This window comes from Leifsonia sp. RCC_180 (genome assembly GCF_058138205.1).
In genome coordinates this window covers 1,526,000-1,542,617 of the sequence record NZ_CP200340.1, presented here as the reverse complement: position 1 = coordinate 1,542,617, position 16,618 = coordinate 1,526,000, and the positions used below count along the sequence as shown (strand labels likewise).

The 16,618-nt window shown below is 70.8% G+C and carries 19 protein-coding genes; 12 read left to right on the top strand and 7 right to left on the bottom strand.

Annotated elements, in window-relative coordinates; all coding sequences use genetic code 11:
• Window positions 1-39: 39 nt before the first annotated feature.
• A complete protein-coding gene (locus AB7E03_RS07605; protein WP_489940689.1) occupies window positions 40-441 on the top strand; it encodes a PaaI family thioesterase in 402 nt (133 codons plus the stop codon).
• On the opposite strand, the gene AB7E03_RS07600 is transcribed toward AB7E03_RS07605, so the two are convergent.
• The 4 genes from AB7E03_RS07600 to AB7E03_RS07585 all read right to left on the bottom strand — a co-directional run bounded on the left by AB7E03_RS07600 (window position 416) and on the right by AB7E03_RS07585 (window position 3,776).
• Window positions 416-1,312, bottom strand: coding sequence for a 3-hydroxyacyl-CoA dehydrogenase family protein (locus AB7E03_RS07600; protein ID WP_489940687.1), 897 nt, complete (start codon window positions 1,310-1,312; stop codon window positions 416-418). The two genes, AB7E03_RS07605 and AB7E03_RS07600, sit on opposite strands and share 26 nt — an antisense overlap.
• Window positions 1,309-2,052, bottom strand: a complete 744-nt coding sequence (locus tag AB7E03_RS07595) for an enoyl-CoA hydratase/isomerase family protein (protein WP_489940685.1) — start codon at window positions 2,050-2,052, stop codon at window positions 1,309-1,311. The genes AB7E03_RS07600 and AB7E03_RS07595 overlap by 4 nt, the downstream gene beginning before the upstream one ends.
• Window positions 2,049-3,233 (bottom strand): thiolase family protein, encoded by a 1,185-nt coding sequence (locus AB7E03_RS07590; protein WP_489940683.1) that lies wholly within the window; start codon window positions 3,231-3,233, stop codon window positions 2,049-2,051. Before AB7E03_RS07590 ends, AB7E03_RS07595 begins: the two co-directional genes overlap by 4 nt.
• Window positions 3,234-3,347: 114 nt before the next feature.
• Window positions 3,348-3,776, bottom strand: coding sequence for an Lrp/AsnC family transcriptional regulator (locus AB7E03_RS07585; protein WP_489940681.1), 429 nt, complete (start codon window positions 3,774-3,776; stop codon window positions 3,348-3,350).
• 127 nt (window positions 3,777-3,903) lie between these two features.
• Between AB7E03_RS07585 and pdhA the strand changes: the two genes are divergently transcribed.
• Genes pdhA through AB7E03_RS07560 form a run of 5 tightly spaced genes read left to right on the top strand, consistent with a single transcriptional unit; the run spans window position 3,904 to window position 8,560 of the window.
• Window positions 3,904-5,043 carry a pyruvate dehydrogenase (acetyl-transferring) E1 component subunit alpha gene (gene pdhA / locus AB7E03_RS07580; protein ID WP_489940679.1) on the top strand — a complete coding sequence of 380 codons (1,140 nt, stop codon included), beginning with the start codon at window positions 3,904-3,906 and terminating at the stop codon, window positions 5,041-5,043.
• The gene (locus tag AB7E03_RS07575) at window positions 5,040-6,107 is read left to right on the top strand and encodes an alpha-ketoacid dehydrogenase subunit beta (protein WP_489940677.1); all 1,068 of its coding nucleotides are present in this window, start codon (window positions 5,040-5,042) and stop codon (window positions 6,105-6,107) included. Before pdhA ends, AB7E03_RS07575 begins: the two co-directional genes overlap by 4 nt.
• Complete coding sequence (locus tag AB7E03_RS07570; protein ID WP_489940675.1) at window positions 6,104-7,447, top strand: dihydrolipoamide acetyltransferase family protein; 1,344 nt, start codon at window positions 6,104-6,106, stop codon at window positions 7,445-7,447. The genes AB7E03_RS07575 and AB7E03_RS07570 overlap by 4 nt, the downstream gene beginning before the upstream one ends.
• 9 nt (window positions 7,448-7,456) lie before the next feature.
• Window positions 7,457-7,579 carry a hypothetical protein gene (locus AB7E03_RS07565; protein WP_441781527.1) on the top strand — a complete coding sequence of 41 codons (123 nt, stop codon included), beginning with the start codon at window positions 7,457-7,459 and terminating at the stop codon, window positions 7,577-7,579.
• Between the two features lie 30 nt (window positions 7,580-7,609).
• Window positions 7,610-8,560 carry a DMT family transporter gene (locus AB7E03_RS07560; protein WP_489940672.1) on the top strand — a complete coding sequence of 317 codons (951 nt, stop codon included), beginning with the start codon at window positions 7,610-7,612 and terminating at the stop codon, window positions 8,558-8,560.
• 19 nt (window positions 8,561-8,579) lie between these two features.
• On the opposite strand, the gene AB7E03_RS07555 is transcribed toward AB7E03_RS07560, so the two are convergent.
• Both AB7E03_RS07555 and msrB read right to left on the bottom strand, forming a co-directional pair.
• The gene (locus AB7E03_RS07555; protein WP_489940670.1) at window positions 8,580-9,149 is read right to left on the bottom strand and encodes a nitroreductase family protein; all 570 of its coding nucleotides are present in this window, start codon (window positions 9,147-9,149) and stop codon (window positions 8,580-8,582) included.
• Window positions 9,149-9,574, bottom strand: a complete 426-nt coding sequence (gene msrB / locus AB7E03_RS07550) for a peptide-methionine (R)-S-oxide reductase MsrB (protein ID WP_441781530.1) — start codon at window positions 9,572-9,574, stop codon at window positions 9,149-9,151. The genes AB7E03_RS07555 and msrB overlap by 1 nt, the downstream gene beginning before the upstream one ends.
• Before the next feature lie 180 nt (window positions 9,575-9,754).
• On the opposite strand from msrB, the gene AB7E03_RS07545 reads away from it, so the two are divergent.
• The 6 genes from AB7E03_RS07545 to AB7E03_RS07520 all read left to right on the top strand — a co-directional run bounded on the left by AB7E03_RS07545 (window position 9,755) and on the right by AB7E03_RS07520 (window position 14,861).
• Window positions 9,755-10,066, top strand: a complete 312-nt coding sequence (locus tag AB7E03_RS07545; RefSeq protein WP_489940668.1) for a DUF3263 domain-containing protein — start codon at window positions 9,755-9,757, stop codon at window positions 10,064-10,066.
• Window positions 10,067-10,088: 22 nt separating this feature from the next.
• Complete coding sequence (locus AB7E03_RS07540) at window positions 10,089-10,637, top strand: LytR C-terminal domain-containing protein (protein ID WP_489940666.1); 549 nt, start codon at window positions 10,089-10,091, stop codon at window positions 10,635-10,637.
• Window positions 10,638-10,806: 169 nt separating this feature from the next.
• Window positions 10,807-11,010, top strand: a complete 204-nt coding sequence (locus tag AB7E03_RS07535; protein WP_115695343.1) for a cold-shock protein — start codon at window positions 10,807-10,809, stop codon at window positions 11,008-11,010.
• A 193-nt stretch (window positions 11,011-11,203) separates the two neighbouring features.
• Window positions 11,204-12,823, top strand: coding sequence for a chaperonin GroEL (groL, locus tag AB7E03_RS07530; protein WP_441781533.1), 1,620 nt, complete (start codon window positions 11,204-11,206; stop codon window positions 12,821-12,823).
• A gap of 137 nt (window positions 12,824-12,960) precedes the next feature.
• Entirely contained in the window at window positions 12,961-14,070 is a 1,110-nt protein-coding gene (locus AB7E03_RS07525) for a Gfo/Idh/MocA family protein (RefSeq protein WP_489940663.1), read from the top strand.
• Window positions 14,067-14,861, top strand: coding sequence for a sugar phosphate isomerase/epimerase family protein (locus AB7E03_RS07520; RefSeq protein WP_489940661.1), 795 nt, complete (start codon window positions 14,067-14,069; stop codon window positions 14,859-14,861). The genes AB7E03_RS07525 and AB7E03_RS07520 overlap by 4 nt, the downstream gene beginning before the upstream one ends.
• 1 nt (window position 14,862) lies before the next feature.
• Here AB7E03_RS07520 and AB7E03_RS07515 read toward each other — a convergent pair whose 3' ends face one another.
• Window positions 14,863-16,566 (bottom strand): sensor histidine kinase, encoded by a 1,704-nt coding sequence (locus AB7E03_RS07515; protein WP_489940659.1) that lies wholly within the window; start codon window positions 16,564-16,566, stop codon window positions 14,863-14,865.
• Window positions 16,567-16,618 lie beyond the last annotated feature (52 nt).

Below are 16,618 nucleotides of genomic sequence, written 5' to 3'. Positions count from 1 at the left end.
CCGGAAAAGGGGACGTGGTGGGATGCGTATGCTGGCCGCATGGCCGACGCTGACTGGACGATCGAACTGGGCGAGCTGGATGTGAAGATGGGCGTGCGCATCCTGGAGCAGTCCGCAGAACGCGTGGTGGCGACCATGCCGGTGGAGGGCAACCGCCAGTCGTTCGGGCTGCTGCACGGCGGAGCCTCGGTCGCCTTCGCGGAGGCGCTCGGGTCGTGGGCGGCCGTCATCCATGCCGGTCCCGGGAAGAGCGCGGTCGGCGTCGACATCAACGCGACGCACCACCGGGCCGCCCGCGCCGGGCTCGTGACCGGGGTCGCGACGGCGATCCGCCTCGGCCGCACGATCACCTCGCACGAGGTGGTGGTGTCGGATGAGGAGGGCAACCGGCTCTGCACGGCGCGCATCACCAACCTCATCGTGGACGCTCCCCAGCGGTAGGGAGCGGCGACCCGTCGGAATTCCACGCGAAGAACCCCTGGCCGGTCTTCCGGCCGAGCATCCCTTCGGCGACCATGCGTCGCAGCAGTTCCGGCGGCTCGAACCGCGGCCCGAGCTCGCGCGTGAGGTACTCGGCGATGTCGAGCCGCACATCCAGCCCGACGATGTCGGTCAGCCGAAGCGGGCCCACCGGATGCTTGTAGCCGAGCTCCATCGCGGTGTCGATGTCGTCCGGGGTCGCGACGCCCTCCTCGACCATGCGGATGGCCTCGAGCCCCAGCAGCACGCCCAGCCGGGAGGAGGCGAAGCCGGGGGAGTCGCGGACAATCACGGCGGTCTTACCGAGTGCGCGGACCCAGCGTTCCGCGGCCTCGGCGGCCGTCGTCGCGGTGGCCGTTCCGAGCACCACCTCGACCAGAGTGGATGCGGGAACCGGATTGAAGAAGTGCAGTCCGAGGAAGGCACCCGGCCGCTGGAGGCCAGCCGCGAGGGCGTCGATCGACAGCGACGATGTGTTGGTGGCGAGCACCGCATCCACCGGCAGCAGATCTTCGGCACGCCGCAGCGCCTCGCGTTTGAGCCCGAGCACCTCGGGCACCGCCTCGATCGCGAGGCCTGCGCTGCTCAGCGCCTCCCAGGTCACCGTCACGACGAGGCGCGCCGGGTCGGGCGCCGTCGCACCGCGCAGGACGCTGCCCTCGACGGCCGCGAGGATGCGGTCGCGGGCTTCGGAGGCCGCCGAGGCGTCCCGCTCGATCACGGCGACGTCGGCTCCCGCCATGAGGAGGGCGTGCGCGATCCCGGCGCCCATGCGTCCACCGCCGATGACGGCGACCCGCTCGGGGAGGTGGGTGTTCGCCTCGCTGCTCATCGCTTCCTCCGCTCCAGGAACTCGGTCATCCGCCGCCGCTTCTCCGGCGACTCGAACAGCTCGGCCTGCGCTTCCCGCTCGGCGTCGGGATGCTCGGCGAGCGGCGCCCGGAGCACGCGCTTCGTCAGCCGCGTCGCGAGCGGGTCGTTCGCGGCGATCCGGTCGGCGAGGGCGTGCGCCGCAGCGAGCAGGTCGTCCGGCTCGTGGAGCGAGGACACCAGGCCGGCTGCGAGCGCCTCCGCCCCGTCCAGGATGCGCCCGGTCAGCACAAGCTCGGTCGCGAGTGGCAGGCCGACCAGTTGGGGGAGTCGCCAGAGCGCGCCCGCGGCGGCGATGATCCCGAGGCCGGTCTCCGGGTTGCCGATCCGCAGACGCGGGGTGCCGATCCGCAGGTCGGCGGCGTAGGCGAGCTCGGCGCCGCCGCCGAGCGCGTACCCGTCGAGGGCCGCGATGACCGGCATCGGGAGGGCGGCGATGCGGTCGAAGATCGTGTCGTTGATGCCGCGCCGGGCGTCCGCGGCGGTCCGTTCGCGCAGTTCGGCGATGTCGGCCCCCGAGGCGAAAACTCCGCCGGCGCCGGTGAGAAGCAGGATGCGCGGCTCGCTCTCGAGCATCGCGCACACCGCGTGCAGCTCGTTCACCATCCCCTGGCCGATCGCGTTGCGGCGCTCCGGACGGTTCAGCATCACGACGACGCGGTCGGCGCGCTCCTCGACCCTCAGGCTGCGGTCGTCGGTCATACCGCCTCCACGATCAGCGAGGTGCCTTGGCCGACGCCGACGCACATGGTGGCGAGCCCGCGGCGGGCGCCCTCCCGCTCCATCCGGCCGAGCAGCGTGACGAGGATGCGCGCCCCGCTCGATCCGAGCGCGTGCCCGAGCGCGATGGCACCGCCGTCCGCGTTCACCCGGGTCTCATCGAGGCCGAGGCGGCGGATGCAGGCGATCGCCTGGCTGGCGAACGCCTCGTTGAGCTCGACGGCCTCGAGGTCGGCGATCTCGAGCCCGGCGCGGGCCAGCGCCTTGCGCGTCGCGGGCACCGGTCCGAGGCCCATGATCTCGGGCGCGACCCCGGCGCTGGCGCCTGCGACGATGCGTGCCCGGGGCTTCAGGCCATAGCGTTCGACGGCGGCCCCGCTCGCGATGAGGATGGCCGAGGCGCCGTCGTTGAGCGGGGAGGCGTTGCCCGCGGTGACCACGCTGCCTCCGGCGACGACGGGCTTCAGTCGCCCGAGCGCCTCGGCGCTGGTGTCGCGCCGGATGCCCTCGTCGGCATCCACCGTGCCACCGGGGGTCTCGACGGCCGCGAGCTCGGCGTCGAATCGTCCACCGTCCGCGGCAGCGGCCGCGCGCCGGTGGCTCTCGAGGGCGAAGGCGTCGGCCTCCTCGCGGCAGATCCCGTCGATCCGGGCCACCTCCTCCGCGGTCTCCGGCATCGTGTAGGTCGCCTTGTCGCGGGCGAGCAGGCGGGGGTTGGTGAACCGCCAGCCGATCGAGGTGTCGAACTGCGGGCCGGGACGCGACCACGGCTTCTCCGGCTTCGCCTGTACCCACGGCGCTCGGGTCATCGACTCGACGCCGCCCGCGACGATCAGGTCGGCATCCCCGGCCCGGATCCCCTGCGCGCCCTGGATGACGGCGGTGAGCCCGGAGGCGCAGAGCCGGTTGACGGTCATTGCCGGGATCTCGTCCGGGAGTCCTGCAATCAGGACGGCCATCCGCGCCACATTCCGGTTGTCCTCGCCGGCCTGGTTTGCAGCGCCGAGGATCACCTCGTCGATCAGCTCGGGCGGGGCGGAGGAGCGGCGCACCGCTTCGGCGACGACCAGCGCGGCGAGGTCGTCGGCCCGGACGCCGGCCAGGGCGCCGCCGTAGCGGCCGACCGGCGTGCGCACGCCGCCGACGAGGTAGGCCTCCGCCATCGCTGCCCTCTTCCTCGAACGCCACGAATTACCGAACGAACGTTCAGCAATTGCATCGTCGCAGAATCGTCGCAGCCGGGCAAGTGCGCGGCGGTCCGTCGCCGGCCGGGAGATTCAGCGCTGGTCGTGGTCCTCGAACACGAGCGACGTCTTCGTGTCGCGCACCGACGGGATGCTCGTCAGCTCCTCCAGCACCACCCGCCGGAGATCCTCGTTGTCACGGGCGCGCACCAGCAGGATCACGTCGAAGTCACCGCCGGTGAGGGCGAAGTGCTCGACTTCGGGAATGCAACGCAGCCGGTCGCGCAGGTCGTGCCACGCCGACTGCTCCACCCGCATCGTCACGTACGCGGACGACGTCCGCCCCGCCAGCCGCGGGTCGACCTTCGCGGTGAACCCCGTGATGACTCCGTCCGACACCATCCGGGCGACCCGCGCGTACGCGTTGGCGCGCGACACGTGCGCCGCCTCCGCGACCGCGGTGATGGAGGCGCGCCCGTCGGTGCGCAGAGCGTCCAGGATGCGTACGTCGATGTCGTCCATGGTGGTGGACAGTCTGGCACCGAAACCGCGCCACCGCATCCATTCGTCTCAACTCCGGACGACCCGTAGCGCCGGAGGTCCAGCAAAGTCATCCTGAAGAGGAGCGACGTCTTTCAAAGGAGAACGGATGCACGCCGACGCACCGCTGCGCGCGGACGACCTGCTGCCGGGCGCCACCCCGCTGCGGCTCATCGACCAGGACGGGGCCGACGATCCCGCCGGTTCTGCGGCGATCGCACCCGCCCGCATCCCCTCGCCGGAGGTCCTGCGCGAGGGCTACCGCCGGCTGGTGCTCGCCCGCCGGCTCAACGACCAGGCCGACGCGCTGGTGCGGCAGGGGCGCCTCGCGGTGTACCCGTCGTCGCACGGCCAGGAGGCGTGCGAGGTCGCCGCAGCCATGGTGCTCGCCGACGAGGACTGGATGTTCCCCACCTACCGCGACACGGTCGCCGTGATCGAGCGAGGGGTCGACCCGTTCGAGGCGTTCGTGCTCCTGCGCGGCGACTGGCACAGCGGCTACGACCCGACGGAGCACCACGTGGCTCCGCAGTCCACACCGCTCGCCACTCAGCTGCTGCACGCCGTCGGCTTCGCCCATGCGGCGCGGATGCGCGGCGAGGACACCGTGGTGCTCGCGATGTGCGGCGACGGAGCCACCAGCGAGGGCGATTTTCATGAGGCGATGAATTTCGCCGCCGTCTTCCACCTCCCGGTCGTCTTCCTCGTGCAGAACAACGGCTTCGCGATCTCGGTGCCGCTCAGCCGGCAGACCGCCGCGCCGAGCCTGGCGCACAAGGGGGTCGGGTACGGGATGCGCGGCCGCCTCGTCGACGGCAACGACCTGGCAGCCCTGCTCGCGGTGCTGGGGGAGGCGGTCGAGGAAGCTCGGGAGGGCGGCGGCCCGACCCTCGTGGAGGCGGTCACCTACCGGGTCAAGTCGCATACCAACGCCGACGACGCCACCCGGTACCGCACCCCGGACGAGGTGGAGCCGTGGCTCGCGCGCGATCCGCTGCTCCGGCTGCGCACCTGGCTGACGGCGAACGGCATGCTCGGCGAGGGCGACGACGCGGAGGCGCACGCCCACGCCGAACGGGTCGCAGCCGACCTGCGGGCGGCGATCATGACGGATGCGGAGCCGCACCCCGAGGACCTGTTCGCCCACGTCTATGCGACGCCGACCCCGCAACTGCGGGAGCAGGCGGAGCAACTGGCCGCCGAACTCGCGGCGGCGAACAGCAGCAGCACCGAGGAGGTCTCCCGATGACGCTCATGCACGACGCCCCGGCCGAGCGGCCGGGCGACGCCCACCCGGCCGGCGCGGCCGCCGACGCGCCCGCGACCGCCGCCCCCGCCACTCTGACGATGGCGCAGGCCCTCAACCGCGCCCTCGCCGATGCGCTCGCCGCCGACCCGTCCGTGCTGGTCTTCGGCGAGGACGTCGGCGCTCTCGGCGGCGTCTTCCGCATCACCGACGGTCTGACCGCCCGCTTCGGCGAGGACCGCTGCTTCGACACTCCGCTCGCCGAAGCCGGGATCGTCGGCACCGCCGTCGGCATGGCCATGAACGGGATGCGCCCGGTCGTGGAGATGCAGTTCGACGCGTTCGCGTATCCCGCGTTCGAGCAGATCGTGGACCACGTCGCCAAGATGGGCAATCGCACGCGGGGCCGGATGCGGCTGCCGATGGTGATCCGCATCCCGTATGCAGGAGGAATCGGCGGGGTCGAGCACCACTCCGACTCGTCCGAGGCGTATTACGTGCACACGCCGGGACTGACCGTCGTGTCGCCGACCACGCCGCAGGACGCGTACGGGCTGCTGCGTGCGGCGATCGCGCATCCCGACCCGGTCGTCTTCCTCGAGCCGAAAAAGTTGTACTGGTCGACCGGAGAAGTGGATACGCATGCGCCGCTTCCTGAGATCGGGAAGGCGCGCGTTGTCCGGGAGGGCGCGGATGCGACGCTGATCGCGTACGGCCCGTCCGTCCCGATCGCGCTCGCCGCCGCCGAGGCCGCCGCGGAGGACGGACGCAGCCTCGGCGTCATCGACCTGCGGTCGCTCGTGCCGTTCGACGACGAGACCGTATGCGCCGCGGTCCGCGCGACCGGCCGCGCCGTGGTCATCGCCGAGGCCCCCGGCTTCGCCAGCATGGCGGCCGAGATCGCGGCGCGCGTCTCCGAGCGCTGCTTCCACCACCTCCTCGCTCCGGTCCGCCGGGTGACCGGCTTCGACACCCCATTCGCGCCGCCGAAGCTCGAACGGTTCTATCTGCCCGACGTCGACCGTGTGCTTGATGCGGTGGATGCGCTCCAGTGGGAGGACGCGTGACCGCCCGCGTCTTCACCCTCCCGGACCTCGGGGAGGGCCTCACCGACGCCGAGCTGGTGCACTGGCTGGTGTCGGTCGGCGACACGGTGACCACCGATCAGCCGATCGCCGAGGTGGAGACCGCGAAGTCCGTGGTCGAGGTGCCGTCGCCGTACGCGGGCCTGGTGGCGGCGCTGCACGGCGACGAAGGGGAGACGATCCTGGTCGGGGCTCCGCTGATCGAGGTGGAGGAGGTGTCGAGCGGTTCCGGCCAGGTGCTCGTCGGCTACGGGACCACGACCCACGCCGGGCGTCGTGCTCGCGCATCCCGCGCCTCGGCATCCGCTGCGACGCGTACGCCGGCCGTTGCGACGGCTCCCGCACTGTCCGCGGCTACGGCGCCCCGCGCGTCCTCCCGCATCGTCCCGGTGGTCTCGCCGGTGGTCCGTTCGCTCGCGCGCAGCCACGGCATCGACCTCTCGACGCTGCGACCCAGCCGCCCGGACGGCGTGGTGACCCGCCGTGACGTGGAGGCGGCGTTCGCCGGTTCGCCGGCGCAGTCGCCCTCGATCTCGCCCTCGCCCTCGATCTCGCCGTCGCCCTCACTTTCCCCGCAGCCCCGCGACACCGACCCGCGCACCGGTCTCGCCGTCGCCGCCACGACCCCGTTCTCGCGCCTCCGTCGCACGGTCGCCGAGACCATGACGCGCAGCCGGTCCGAGATCCCCGAGGCGACCGTGTGGGTGGATGTGGACGCCACCGACCTCTGGAACGGCCGCCGCCGCCTCGGTGCGACCGGACGCGCTCCGTCGTTCCTGTCGTTCGTCGCCCGCTTCGCCCTGGCGGCGCTCGCACGGCATCCCGAACTCGCCGGGCGCGTCGCCGCCGACGGCCAGGGGCTGATCACGTTCGAGGGCGTGAACCTCGGCTTCGCGGCGAACACCGACCGCGGCCTGCTCGTCCCGGTCGTGCGTCACGCCGAGAGCATGTCGGTTCGCGAGCTCGACGCGGAGCTCGACCGGCTGGCGCAGGCCGCGCGGGAGGGCACGCTCCCACCGGCGGAGCTCGCCGGCTCCACCTTCACCATCAACAACTACGGCAGCCTCGGCGTGGACGGCAGCGCGGCGATCATCAACCACCCGGAAGTCGCCATCCTCGGCCTCGGCCGTGCCCTCGAACGGCCCTGGGTGGTCGACGGCGCGATCGTGCCCCGGCGCATCCTGCAGCTCTCGCTGGTGTTCGACCACCGCGTCACCGACGGGGGAGTCGCTGCCGGGTTCCTGCGCGACATCGCCGACGCCATCGAGTCGCCGCTCGGCGCCCTCGCCGACCTCCCTGGCGCTGTCGGGGGCCGAGCGTAGGGTGGCGGCATGAGCGACAAGAAGAACGACGACGACTACGACCTCAGCGTGGAGAAAGAGGTCGCGCCTGAGGAGAACATCGACTGGCTGCCGAAGCCGGAGCCGACCGACGGCGACGCACCCGCGCCCTGATCGATCGGGCCCGGGCCTAGGCTTGACGGAGTGACGCCCCGATCCCTCCCGCTCTGGCTGGCCCTCGTCTTCGCGCTGCTGTGCGGCGCGCTCGTCGCGATCCAATCGCGGATCAACGGTGAACTGGGCGCTCGCCTCGACGACGGCTTCACCGCCGCCGCGATCTCGTTCGGCTCGGGGCTCATCATCCTCACGGTCGGGCTCGCCGTTGCCCCGGCGGGTCGGCGCGGACTCGCCCGGGTGCGGGAGGCGCTCCGCGGGCGGGGCCTTCGCTGGTGGTACGTGTGTGGCGGCGCTGCGGGCTCGTTCCTCGTGCTCTCGCAAGGGCTCACGGCGGCCGCGCTCGGCGTCGCCCTGTTTACGGTCGCCGTCGTCGCCGGTCAGACGATCAGCGGTCTCGTGCTCGACCGGGTGGGTCTCGGCCCGGGTGGCCGCCGCCCGCTGACCGCCGCTCGCCTCGTCGGCGCGCTGCTGGCCCTCGTCGCCGTCACCTGGGCGGTCTCGGCCCAGTTCGGCGGCAGCGCCCCGGTGTGGATGATGCTCCTGCCGTTCATCGCGGGCCTCGGCACGGGGTGGCAGCAGGCGGTCAACGGCCAGGTCAGGCTCGTGGCCGAGAGCGCCCTGACGGCGACGTTCATCAACTTCGCCGTCGGGACGACCGTGCTGGTCGTCCTCATGCTCGGCCGCTGGGCTGTCGCAGGCCTTCCAGGGCAGCTCCCGACGGAGCCGTGGCTCTACGTCGGCGGCGCGCTGGGGTGCATCTTCATCGGCGTCACGGCACTGCTCGTACGCATCACCGGCGTGCTGCTCCTCGGCCTCGCGACGGTCGCCGGGCAGCTGGCGTCCGCCCTGATGCTCGACCTGCTCCTGCCGACGGCGGGTCACCCGCTCGCGTTCTCCACCATCGGCGGGACCCTCCTCGCCATCGTCGCGGTCGGCATCGCGAGCGTGCGGTGGGGCCACCGCGTCCGACCGTCCTGAATTCAGGACGGCGTCCCGCTCACTCCAGCGTCGTCAGGAACCGCTCGGGATCGAGCGCCTTCCGGTGTCCCTCTTTACTGTCGGCGGGGATGCCGCCCACATAGAGCCACCCGAGCAGCCGCTCGTTCTTGGCCAGACCGTGCATGCGGTGCACCGCCTTCGAGCGCGTGTGATGACCCGTGCGCCACATCACACCCCAGCCGGCGTCGTGCAGCAGCAGGCTCAGGATGTGCGCAACGCCGGACGCGACCGCGTCCTGCTCCCAGCCGGGAACCTTCTCGCTCTTCGACCGCACCGCGACGATCGCCAGCAGAAGGGAGGAGCGCAGCGGCTTCGCAGCCAGCTTCTCGGCGTCCGATCCGCTCGCCTTCGCATCCGTCACGAAGGCCTGCCCGAGCCGCAACCGCGCGTCGCCGCGCAGCTCGATGATGCGCCACGGATGCAGCGCGCTGTGATCGGCGACACGTCCGGCCGCCGCGACCAGCGGCAGCAGCTCCTCGTGGCTGGGCGCATCAGGGGTCACCCGCGAGAACGACCGCCGCGCGGCGACGCGATCGACGAGGTCGGCCGCCACCCCGCCGTCGGCCATCAGGCCTCCGGCGTGAAGTTGAGGGAGATCGAGTTCATGCAGTAGCGGTCGCCGGTGGGCGTGCCGAAGCCGTCCGGGAAGACGTGCCCCAGGTGGGAGCCGCAGGAGGCGCAGCGCACCTCGGTGCGCACCATGCCGAGGCTCGTGTCCTCGATGAGCTGGACCGCCTCCGGCCGCACGGACTCGTAGAAGCTCGGCCACCCGCACCCCGAGTCGAACTTGGTGCCGGACTTGAACAGTTCCGCGCCGCACGCCGCACAGGTGTAGAGGCCGGCACGGCCCTCGTCGAGCAGCTCGCCGGTCCATGGACGCTCGGTCGCGGCCTCGCGGAGAACCGCGTACTGCTCGGGGCTGAGCTCCTCGCGCCACTCGTTCTCGCTCTTCGCGACGGTGTAGCCGTCCTGGGCCGTGTCGTTCTGTGACATACCTCTCCCTTTCGTCGTCTCCAGACTAAACGGGCGTGGTCGTGCGTCTGTTCCCTGTTTCGTCCTGCGACGTGCCGCTGCGAAACGGCCAACACACAGCACCCGCGCCCTAGGATGATCCGCGAGCGCGGAGCTCGACCGGCATGCCGGCCGCTTGGCGTTCGCCACGAGGGAAAGGCGGTGTGCGTGACCCGGTCAGCCGACGAACGGCCCACCGCCGAGCAGGACCCTCCGGCGGCGGACGCGCTGAGCGATCGGGATGCCGCGATCCTCGCCTTCGAACGCCAGTGGTGGCGGCACGCCGGAGCGAAGGAGCAGGCCATCCGCGAGGAGTTCGGTCTCTCCGCGGCTCGGTACTATCAATTGCTCGGCGCGCTCATCGACCGTCCCGCCGCGCTCCGCCACGACCCCATGCTCGTCAAGAGGCTGTTGCGGCTGCGCGAGGCGCGGCTGGCCGCACGACACGCACGGACCCTTCCGTCCGGCGACTGACCCCCAAGGACCACACCCCCTGATGGCAGAGAAGTTCCCCCGCGACCGGTTCGACGAGATCCCGGACGACCTGAAGCGCGTCGGCGCACACCGGGCCCCCCGTCCCCGCGGCCGAGCCTGGATCGCGGTCGGCTGGGCGGCGCTCGCGACCGTCGTCCTCGTGGGCGCCGGCATCTTCGGCCTGTCCGTGATCAACGGCAACATTTCGTTCCACGGGCCGTCCTCCTCGGCCAGCCGGACGCCGACGCCGACCCCCACACCCACGCCGACCATCGTCCCGACCGTGAATCCCGCGCTCAACGTCAACGTGCTCAACGGCACGGCGACGGAGGGCCTGGCGCAGACCGTCGGCGACAAGCTGACCGCCGCGGGCTGGAAGGTGGCGGCGCTCGCGAACGCCGACCGCACAGACCTCGCGACGACCATCGTCTACTACGGCAACCCGGCCAACCAGGCCGCGGCGCTGGGCGTCGTCCAGTCGCTTCCCGGGGCGACCATCCAGCAGAGCACCGCGTTCGACGACACCGGTGCCGATATCACGGTCGTCGTCGGCGCGAACTACCAGGGCTGACCGGGAGCTGACGGCGCGCATCCGGCTTTGTTTCAGTCGTGTTTAAGTTTCGCTTCATTTCGTGATCGATTCAGAAAAACACTGGCATCCGGGGCCATTGCAAGCATTAGGATCGGGAGTCAACGTGCGGCGATGGATCGCGCGAGCGACACAGCAATGGGAGTAATGCATGGCGAACGGGACCGTGAAGTGGTTCAACGCTGAGAAGGGCTACGGCTTCATCACCGTCGAGGGTGGGGGACAGGACGTTTTCGTTCATTACTCCGCGATTGACATGGCGGGATACAAGGTTCTCGAAGAGGGCCAGCAGGTCGTGTTCGAGGTCGGCTCCGGGCAAAAGGGCCCGCAGGCCGAGTCGGTACGGCTGGCCTGAGCAACAGCGATACATCGAGTGCGCGAGCGCCGTCCCCGTCGGGGGCGGCGCTTCGCCGTTCCCCCGGCGTTCGCGGGTCGCAGAGTCGCCTTGCACTCCACCACGTCGAGTGCCAGAATCGCTTTAGCACTCCATCTGATCGAGTGCTAATAAACGGAATCTTTCGCAGACGTCCGGGAGGGACGAGAAACACATGGCAAAGATCATTGCTTTCAACGAGGACGCGCGTCGCGGCCTCGAGCGCGGCCTGAACACCCTGGCCGACACGGTCAAGGTGACGCTGGGCCCGCGCGGTCGTAACGTCGTGCTCGAGAAGAAGTGGGGCGCCCCGACCATCACCAACGACGGCGTCTCCATCGCGAAGGAGATCGAGCTCGACGACCCGTACGAGAAGATCGGCGCGGAGCTCGTCAAGGAGGTCGCCAAGAAGACCGACGACGTCGCAGGTGACGGCACCACCACCGCGACCGTCCTCGCTCAGGCCCTCGTCAAGGAAGGCCTTCGCAACGTCGCCGCCGGCGCCGACCCGATCACGCTGAAGCGCGGCATCGAGAAGGCCGTCGCGGCCGTCACCGCCGAGCTGGTCGCCTCCGCCAAGGAGGTCGAGACCAAGGAAGAGATCGCGGCAACCGCGTCCATCTCCGCCGGCGACACCACCATCGGCGAGATCATCGCCGAGGCGATCGACAAGGTCGGCAAGGAGGGCGTCGTCACCGTCGAGGAGTCGAACACCTTCGGCACCGAGCTCGAGCTGACCGAGGGCATGCGCTTCGACAAGGGCTTCCTGTCGCAGTACTTCGTCACCGACCAGGACCGCCAGGAGGCGGTGTTCGAGGACCCGTACATCCTCATCGCCAACCAGAAGATCAGCAACATCAAGGACCTCCTGCCGATCGTCGACAAGGTGATCCAGGCCGGCAAGCCGCTCCTCATCATCGCTGAGGACGTCGACGGCGAGGCCCTGGCGACCCTGATCGTCAACAAGATCCGCGGCATCTTCAAGTCCGTCGCCGTCAAGGCTCCGGGCTTCGGCGACCGCCGCAAGGCCATGCTGCAGGACATCGCGATCCTCACCGGCGGCCAGGTCATCTCCGAGGAGGTCGGTCTCAAGCTCGAGAACGTCACCCTCGACCTGCTCGGCCAGGCCCGCAAGGTCGTCATCACCAAGGACGAGACCACGATCGTCGAGGGCACCGGTGACTCCGAGGCCATCGCCGGCCGCGTGCAGCAGATCCGCAACGAGATCGAGTCGACCGACTCGGACTACGACCGCGAGAAGCTGCAGGAGCGCCTCGCCAAGCTCGCCGGCGGCGTCGCCGTCATCAAGGCGGGTGCCGCAACCGAGGTCGAGCTCAAGGAGCGCAAGCACCGCATCGAGGACGCCGTTCGCAACGCGAAGGCTGCCGTCGAAGAGGGCATCGTCGCCGGTGGTGGCGTGGCCCTCATCCAGGCCGGCAAGACCGCGTTCGAGAAGCTGGAGCTGACCGGTGACGAGGCCACTGGCGCCAACATCGTCAAGGTCGCCATCGAGGCTCCGCTGAAGCAGATCGCGATCAACGCGGGCCTCGAGGCCGGCGTCGTCGTCGAGAAGGTCCGCAACCTGCCTGTCGGCCACGGCCTGAACGCCGCGACCGGTGAGTACGTCGACATGCTGGCCGCCGGCATCAACGACCCGGTGAAGGTCACCCGCTCGGCGCTGCAGAACGCTGCGTCGATCGCCGGGCTGTTCCTCACCACCGAGGCCGTCGTCGCCGACAAGCCCGAGAAGAACCCGGCGCCCGTGGGCGACCCGGGTGCGGGCATGGACTTCTAAGTCCGAACCACGTCAAGAGGGCGTCTCCCATACGGGAGGCGCCCTCTTCGCGTCTGTGCCTGTCAGCATCCATGGGGCCGCTGGTGGTGTGGTAACGTTCCCACACCACACGAAGCGCGACGGAGAGCGAGGGTCCAATGAGGGTGTACCTGGTCGGAGCGGGAGTCATCGCCCGCACGCACGTGGAGGCCGCGGCCAAGCTCGACGAACCGATCGAGTTCCGCGTCGCCGACGTGAGCGCCGCCATGCTGGCCGACTTCGGCGAGGCGTATCCCGACATCCCGCGCTACCCCGACACGGCCGCGATGCTCGCGGAGCCCGCCCTCGACGACGACATCGTCATCGTCGCCACCCCGCCGTTCGCGCACCTGGAGCCCGCGCTGCAGGCGTTCGCCTCCGGCCGCCACGTCCTCTGCGAGAAGCCGCTCGCGATGTCCACCGACGAGGCCGAGCGGATGCTCGACGCGGCCGAGGCCGCCGGTCGCCTGCTGGGGTGCTGCAGCGTCCGCTTCCGCGGCCTGCCGCACACCGAGCCCGTGAAGCGCGTCCTGAATTCAGGAGTGCTCGGCGAGCTCACCCACCTCAGCTGGGTCAACAAGTGGGCGCGCAGCCGCTCGGGCATCGAGTACCAGCCGGCGAGCCGCTGGTTCCTCGACCGGTCGAAGAGCGGAGGCGGCGTGCTGATGGACTGGGGACCCTACGACCTCGCGACCCTCACCGACCTCTTCGCGCCCGACCGGATCTCGGTCACCGCGGCGACCACGTCGCGTCCGGTGACCAGCGCCGACCCGACCGACACCGTCTTCGACGTCGAGACCGCCGCGGCGGCATCCCTCGTGCTCCATCGCGCCGCGGGCGACCTGCTGGTCGACTTCCAGCGCGCGTCGGGCACGCACGGCGAGGAGATCTTCCGCGCCGAGCTCGAGGGCACCCGGGGATCGGTCCGCTGGGCTCCGTTCGACTCCGAGGCCGACGTCATCCTGCGCACCGATGAGGGGGACGGCCCCGTCGAGCGGGTGGTCGACCCGGAGCCGCGAGCACCCTTCACGATCTTCGACTACCCGCTGAAGCACTTCGTGGACGCGGTCCGCGGGCGGCCCGGCAGGGCGCTGCTGGGGCGGGAGGCGGTGGATGCGTTCCGCACCGTGCGCGCGCTCTATGAGGTCGCGGAGACCGGGGAACCCGCCAGCATCGCGTTCGGCACGCAGACCACGCAGGCGACGCAGACCGCGCGGACTGTCGCGTGATCCGCGGCGTCACGACCGCCCTGTACGGCTGGATGGAGCGCTTCGCCCGCGACGGCGTCGAGTGGGACTGGGAGGCGCTCTACGGCGCCTGCGCCGAGTCCGGCGTGGATGCGGTGGAGACCGACCCCGAGCCGCACAAGGTCGCGGTGGCGCGGCGCCTCGGCCTCGCCGTCTCCTCGTCGTACATCGGACTGCCGCTGCACCTACCGTGGGAGCAGCTCGACAGCGACCACACCGTCCGGCCCGTCGCTGAGCGTCTGGCTGCGGCAGGAGGCACCGACCTCATCCTCAACGCCGACCAGGCCGACTGGGACCATCCCGTCGCCAAGACCAGCGACGGCGCACGCCGCCAAGGCGAGAACCTCTCTCGGGTCGCGGCCCTCGCCGCCCCGCTGGGCCTGCGGGTCTCGCTGCACAATCACGCCCACACGTTCGACGAGGCGCAGCTCGACCTCGACTCGGTGCTGCGGCACGCCGACGCGTCCGTCGGGCTGTGCGTCGACACGGGATGGGCGTGGTTCGCCGGGCACGACCCGCTCGCCTGGGTGCGCGAACATCCCGAGCGGGTGTTCGCCTTCCACTTCCGGAACATGCGGGGCCGCGTCCCCACCGAGGACCTCGGCGAGGGCGACCTCGACATCGCCGCGATCGTGCGTGCGGCGGTGGACTCCGGCTACGACGGCTGGCTCGGCCTCGAACTGTGGCATCCCGACGAGCTGACCCCCGAGCGCTCCATGGTCGAGGACGTGCGCCGCTCGGCGACCCTGCTGCGGGAGGCCGCTACGGCGTGAGCTACGGCGTGAGCGGCTTGGGCGCTGCCGGCGAGTCCGCCAGCGGGAGCGACACGCGGAACGTCGCCCCGCCGCCCTCCGTGTCGACGACGTCGACAGTGCCGTTGTGCGCCGCGACGATGGACGACACGATCGCGAGGCCTAGTCCGCTCCCGCCGGTCTCGCGGGCACGGGACGTGTCGGCGCGCCAGAAGCGCTGGAAGATCTTCTCGCGGATCTGCGGCGGGATGCCCTCGCCGTGGTCGCGCACCTCGATGACGGCCCGCTGGGTGCGGTGGTCGAGCTGCACGGCGATCTCGATGGGCGTGCCTTCCGGCGTGTACCGCAGGGCGTTCCCGACGAGGTTGGTGACGACCTGGCGGAGCTTGTTCTCCTCCGCGAGCACAATCGCGGGCTCCGTCGGCGCCGGCTGGGCCAGCACGATCTTCTCGCCTGTCGCGATCGGCAGCGCGTCGGTCGTGGCGCGACGGCCGCGGCCGCGGCGCAGGCGCGCCAGAGCGCTCCCCGCGAACGAGATCGGTCCCGTCGTGTTCGCCGCCCGCGCGGCAGAGTCCGGCACCGTCATCGGGACGGTGTCTAGTCCGGGCTCCTCGTCGTCCTCGAATTCGGGCACGACGGGTGTCGGGAGGAGGACGCTGACCACGCGCCCGGGGGAGCCGGCCATCGCATCCATCGCCGCATCCTGCGCGATCTTCACCAGGTCGACGCGGCGCACGTCGAGGGGCTTCGTCTCGTCGAGGCGGGCGAGCTCGAGCAGGTCCTCCACGAGGATGCCCATCCGGATCGCTTCCTTCTCGATGCGATCCATCGCCTGAGTGACGTCTTCCGGCGTCTGCAGTGCGCCCATCCGGTACAGCTCCGCGTAGCCGCGCAGCGACACCAGGGGCGTCCGCAGTTCGTGTGAGGCGTCGCCGACGAAGCGCCGCATCTGGTCGATCGTGCGCGCACGGTCGCTGAAGGCGCGGTCGATGCGGTTCAGCATCGTGTTGAGCGAGCGGTTGAGGCGCCCGACCTCGGTGTTGGGCGTGGCGCCGCCGAGGCGCTGGCTGAAGTCGCCGTCGGCGATGGCGGCGGCGGTCTGCTCCACTTCGCGCAGCGGCGAGAACGTGGTGGTCACGAGCATCCGCGTGAGTCCGGCGCCCACGATGATGACGATCACGCCGAAGCCGAGGAAGATCGCGAGGAAGCTCGCCATCACCGTGTCGATCTGGGACGTCGTGGTCGCGACGAGCGCTGTGGCGAGCTCGCCGGTGCCCTCGAACGTCTGCGTCGTCGTCAGAGCCCGGTAGGTCGTGCGGCCGTCGTTGCTGTGCAGCGTGAACCCGCCGGCGGGCATCGCCTTGGCCTCGGAGAGCGTGAGGCTCTTCGGGATGTCGGGCCGGTGCGCGTACGGGATGTTCGTCCAGTTCTTCGCTACCAGCTTGCCGTTGCTGTCGTACAGCGCGGCGAAGTAGTCCGACGGGCTGGCGTCGGTGGCGATCTGGTCCTGGTCAGCGGTCGACTTGAACAGGTACGTGTTCAGGTACGAGGCGCCCGAGGCGGCCGAGAGTTGCGCATCCAGCTGGTCGAGCAGCACCGGTTTCAGCATCGACATCGTGCCGATGCCCGTGACGAGCAGGCCGAGGGTCAGCATGAGCACGGTCACGCCCGTGATCTTCGTGCGCAGGGAGATCGCGTTCCAGCGGTCGAGCAGGCGTGAGTGCATCAGGCCGTCAGTCTATGCAGGGGATGCTGTGCCGGGGATGTGCGCGACGCGT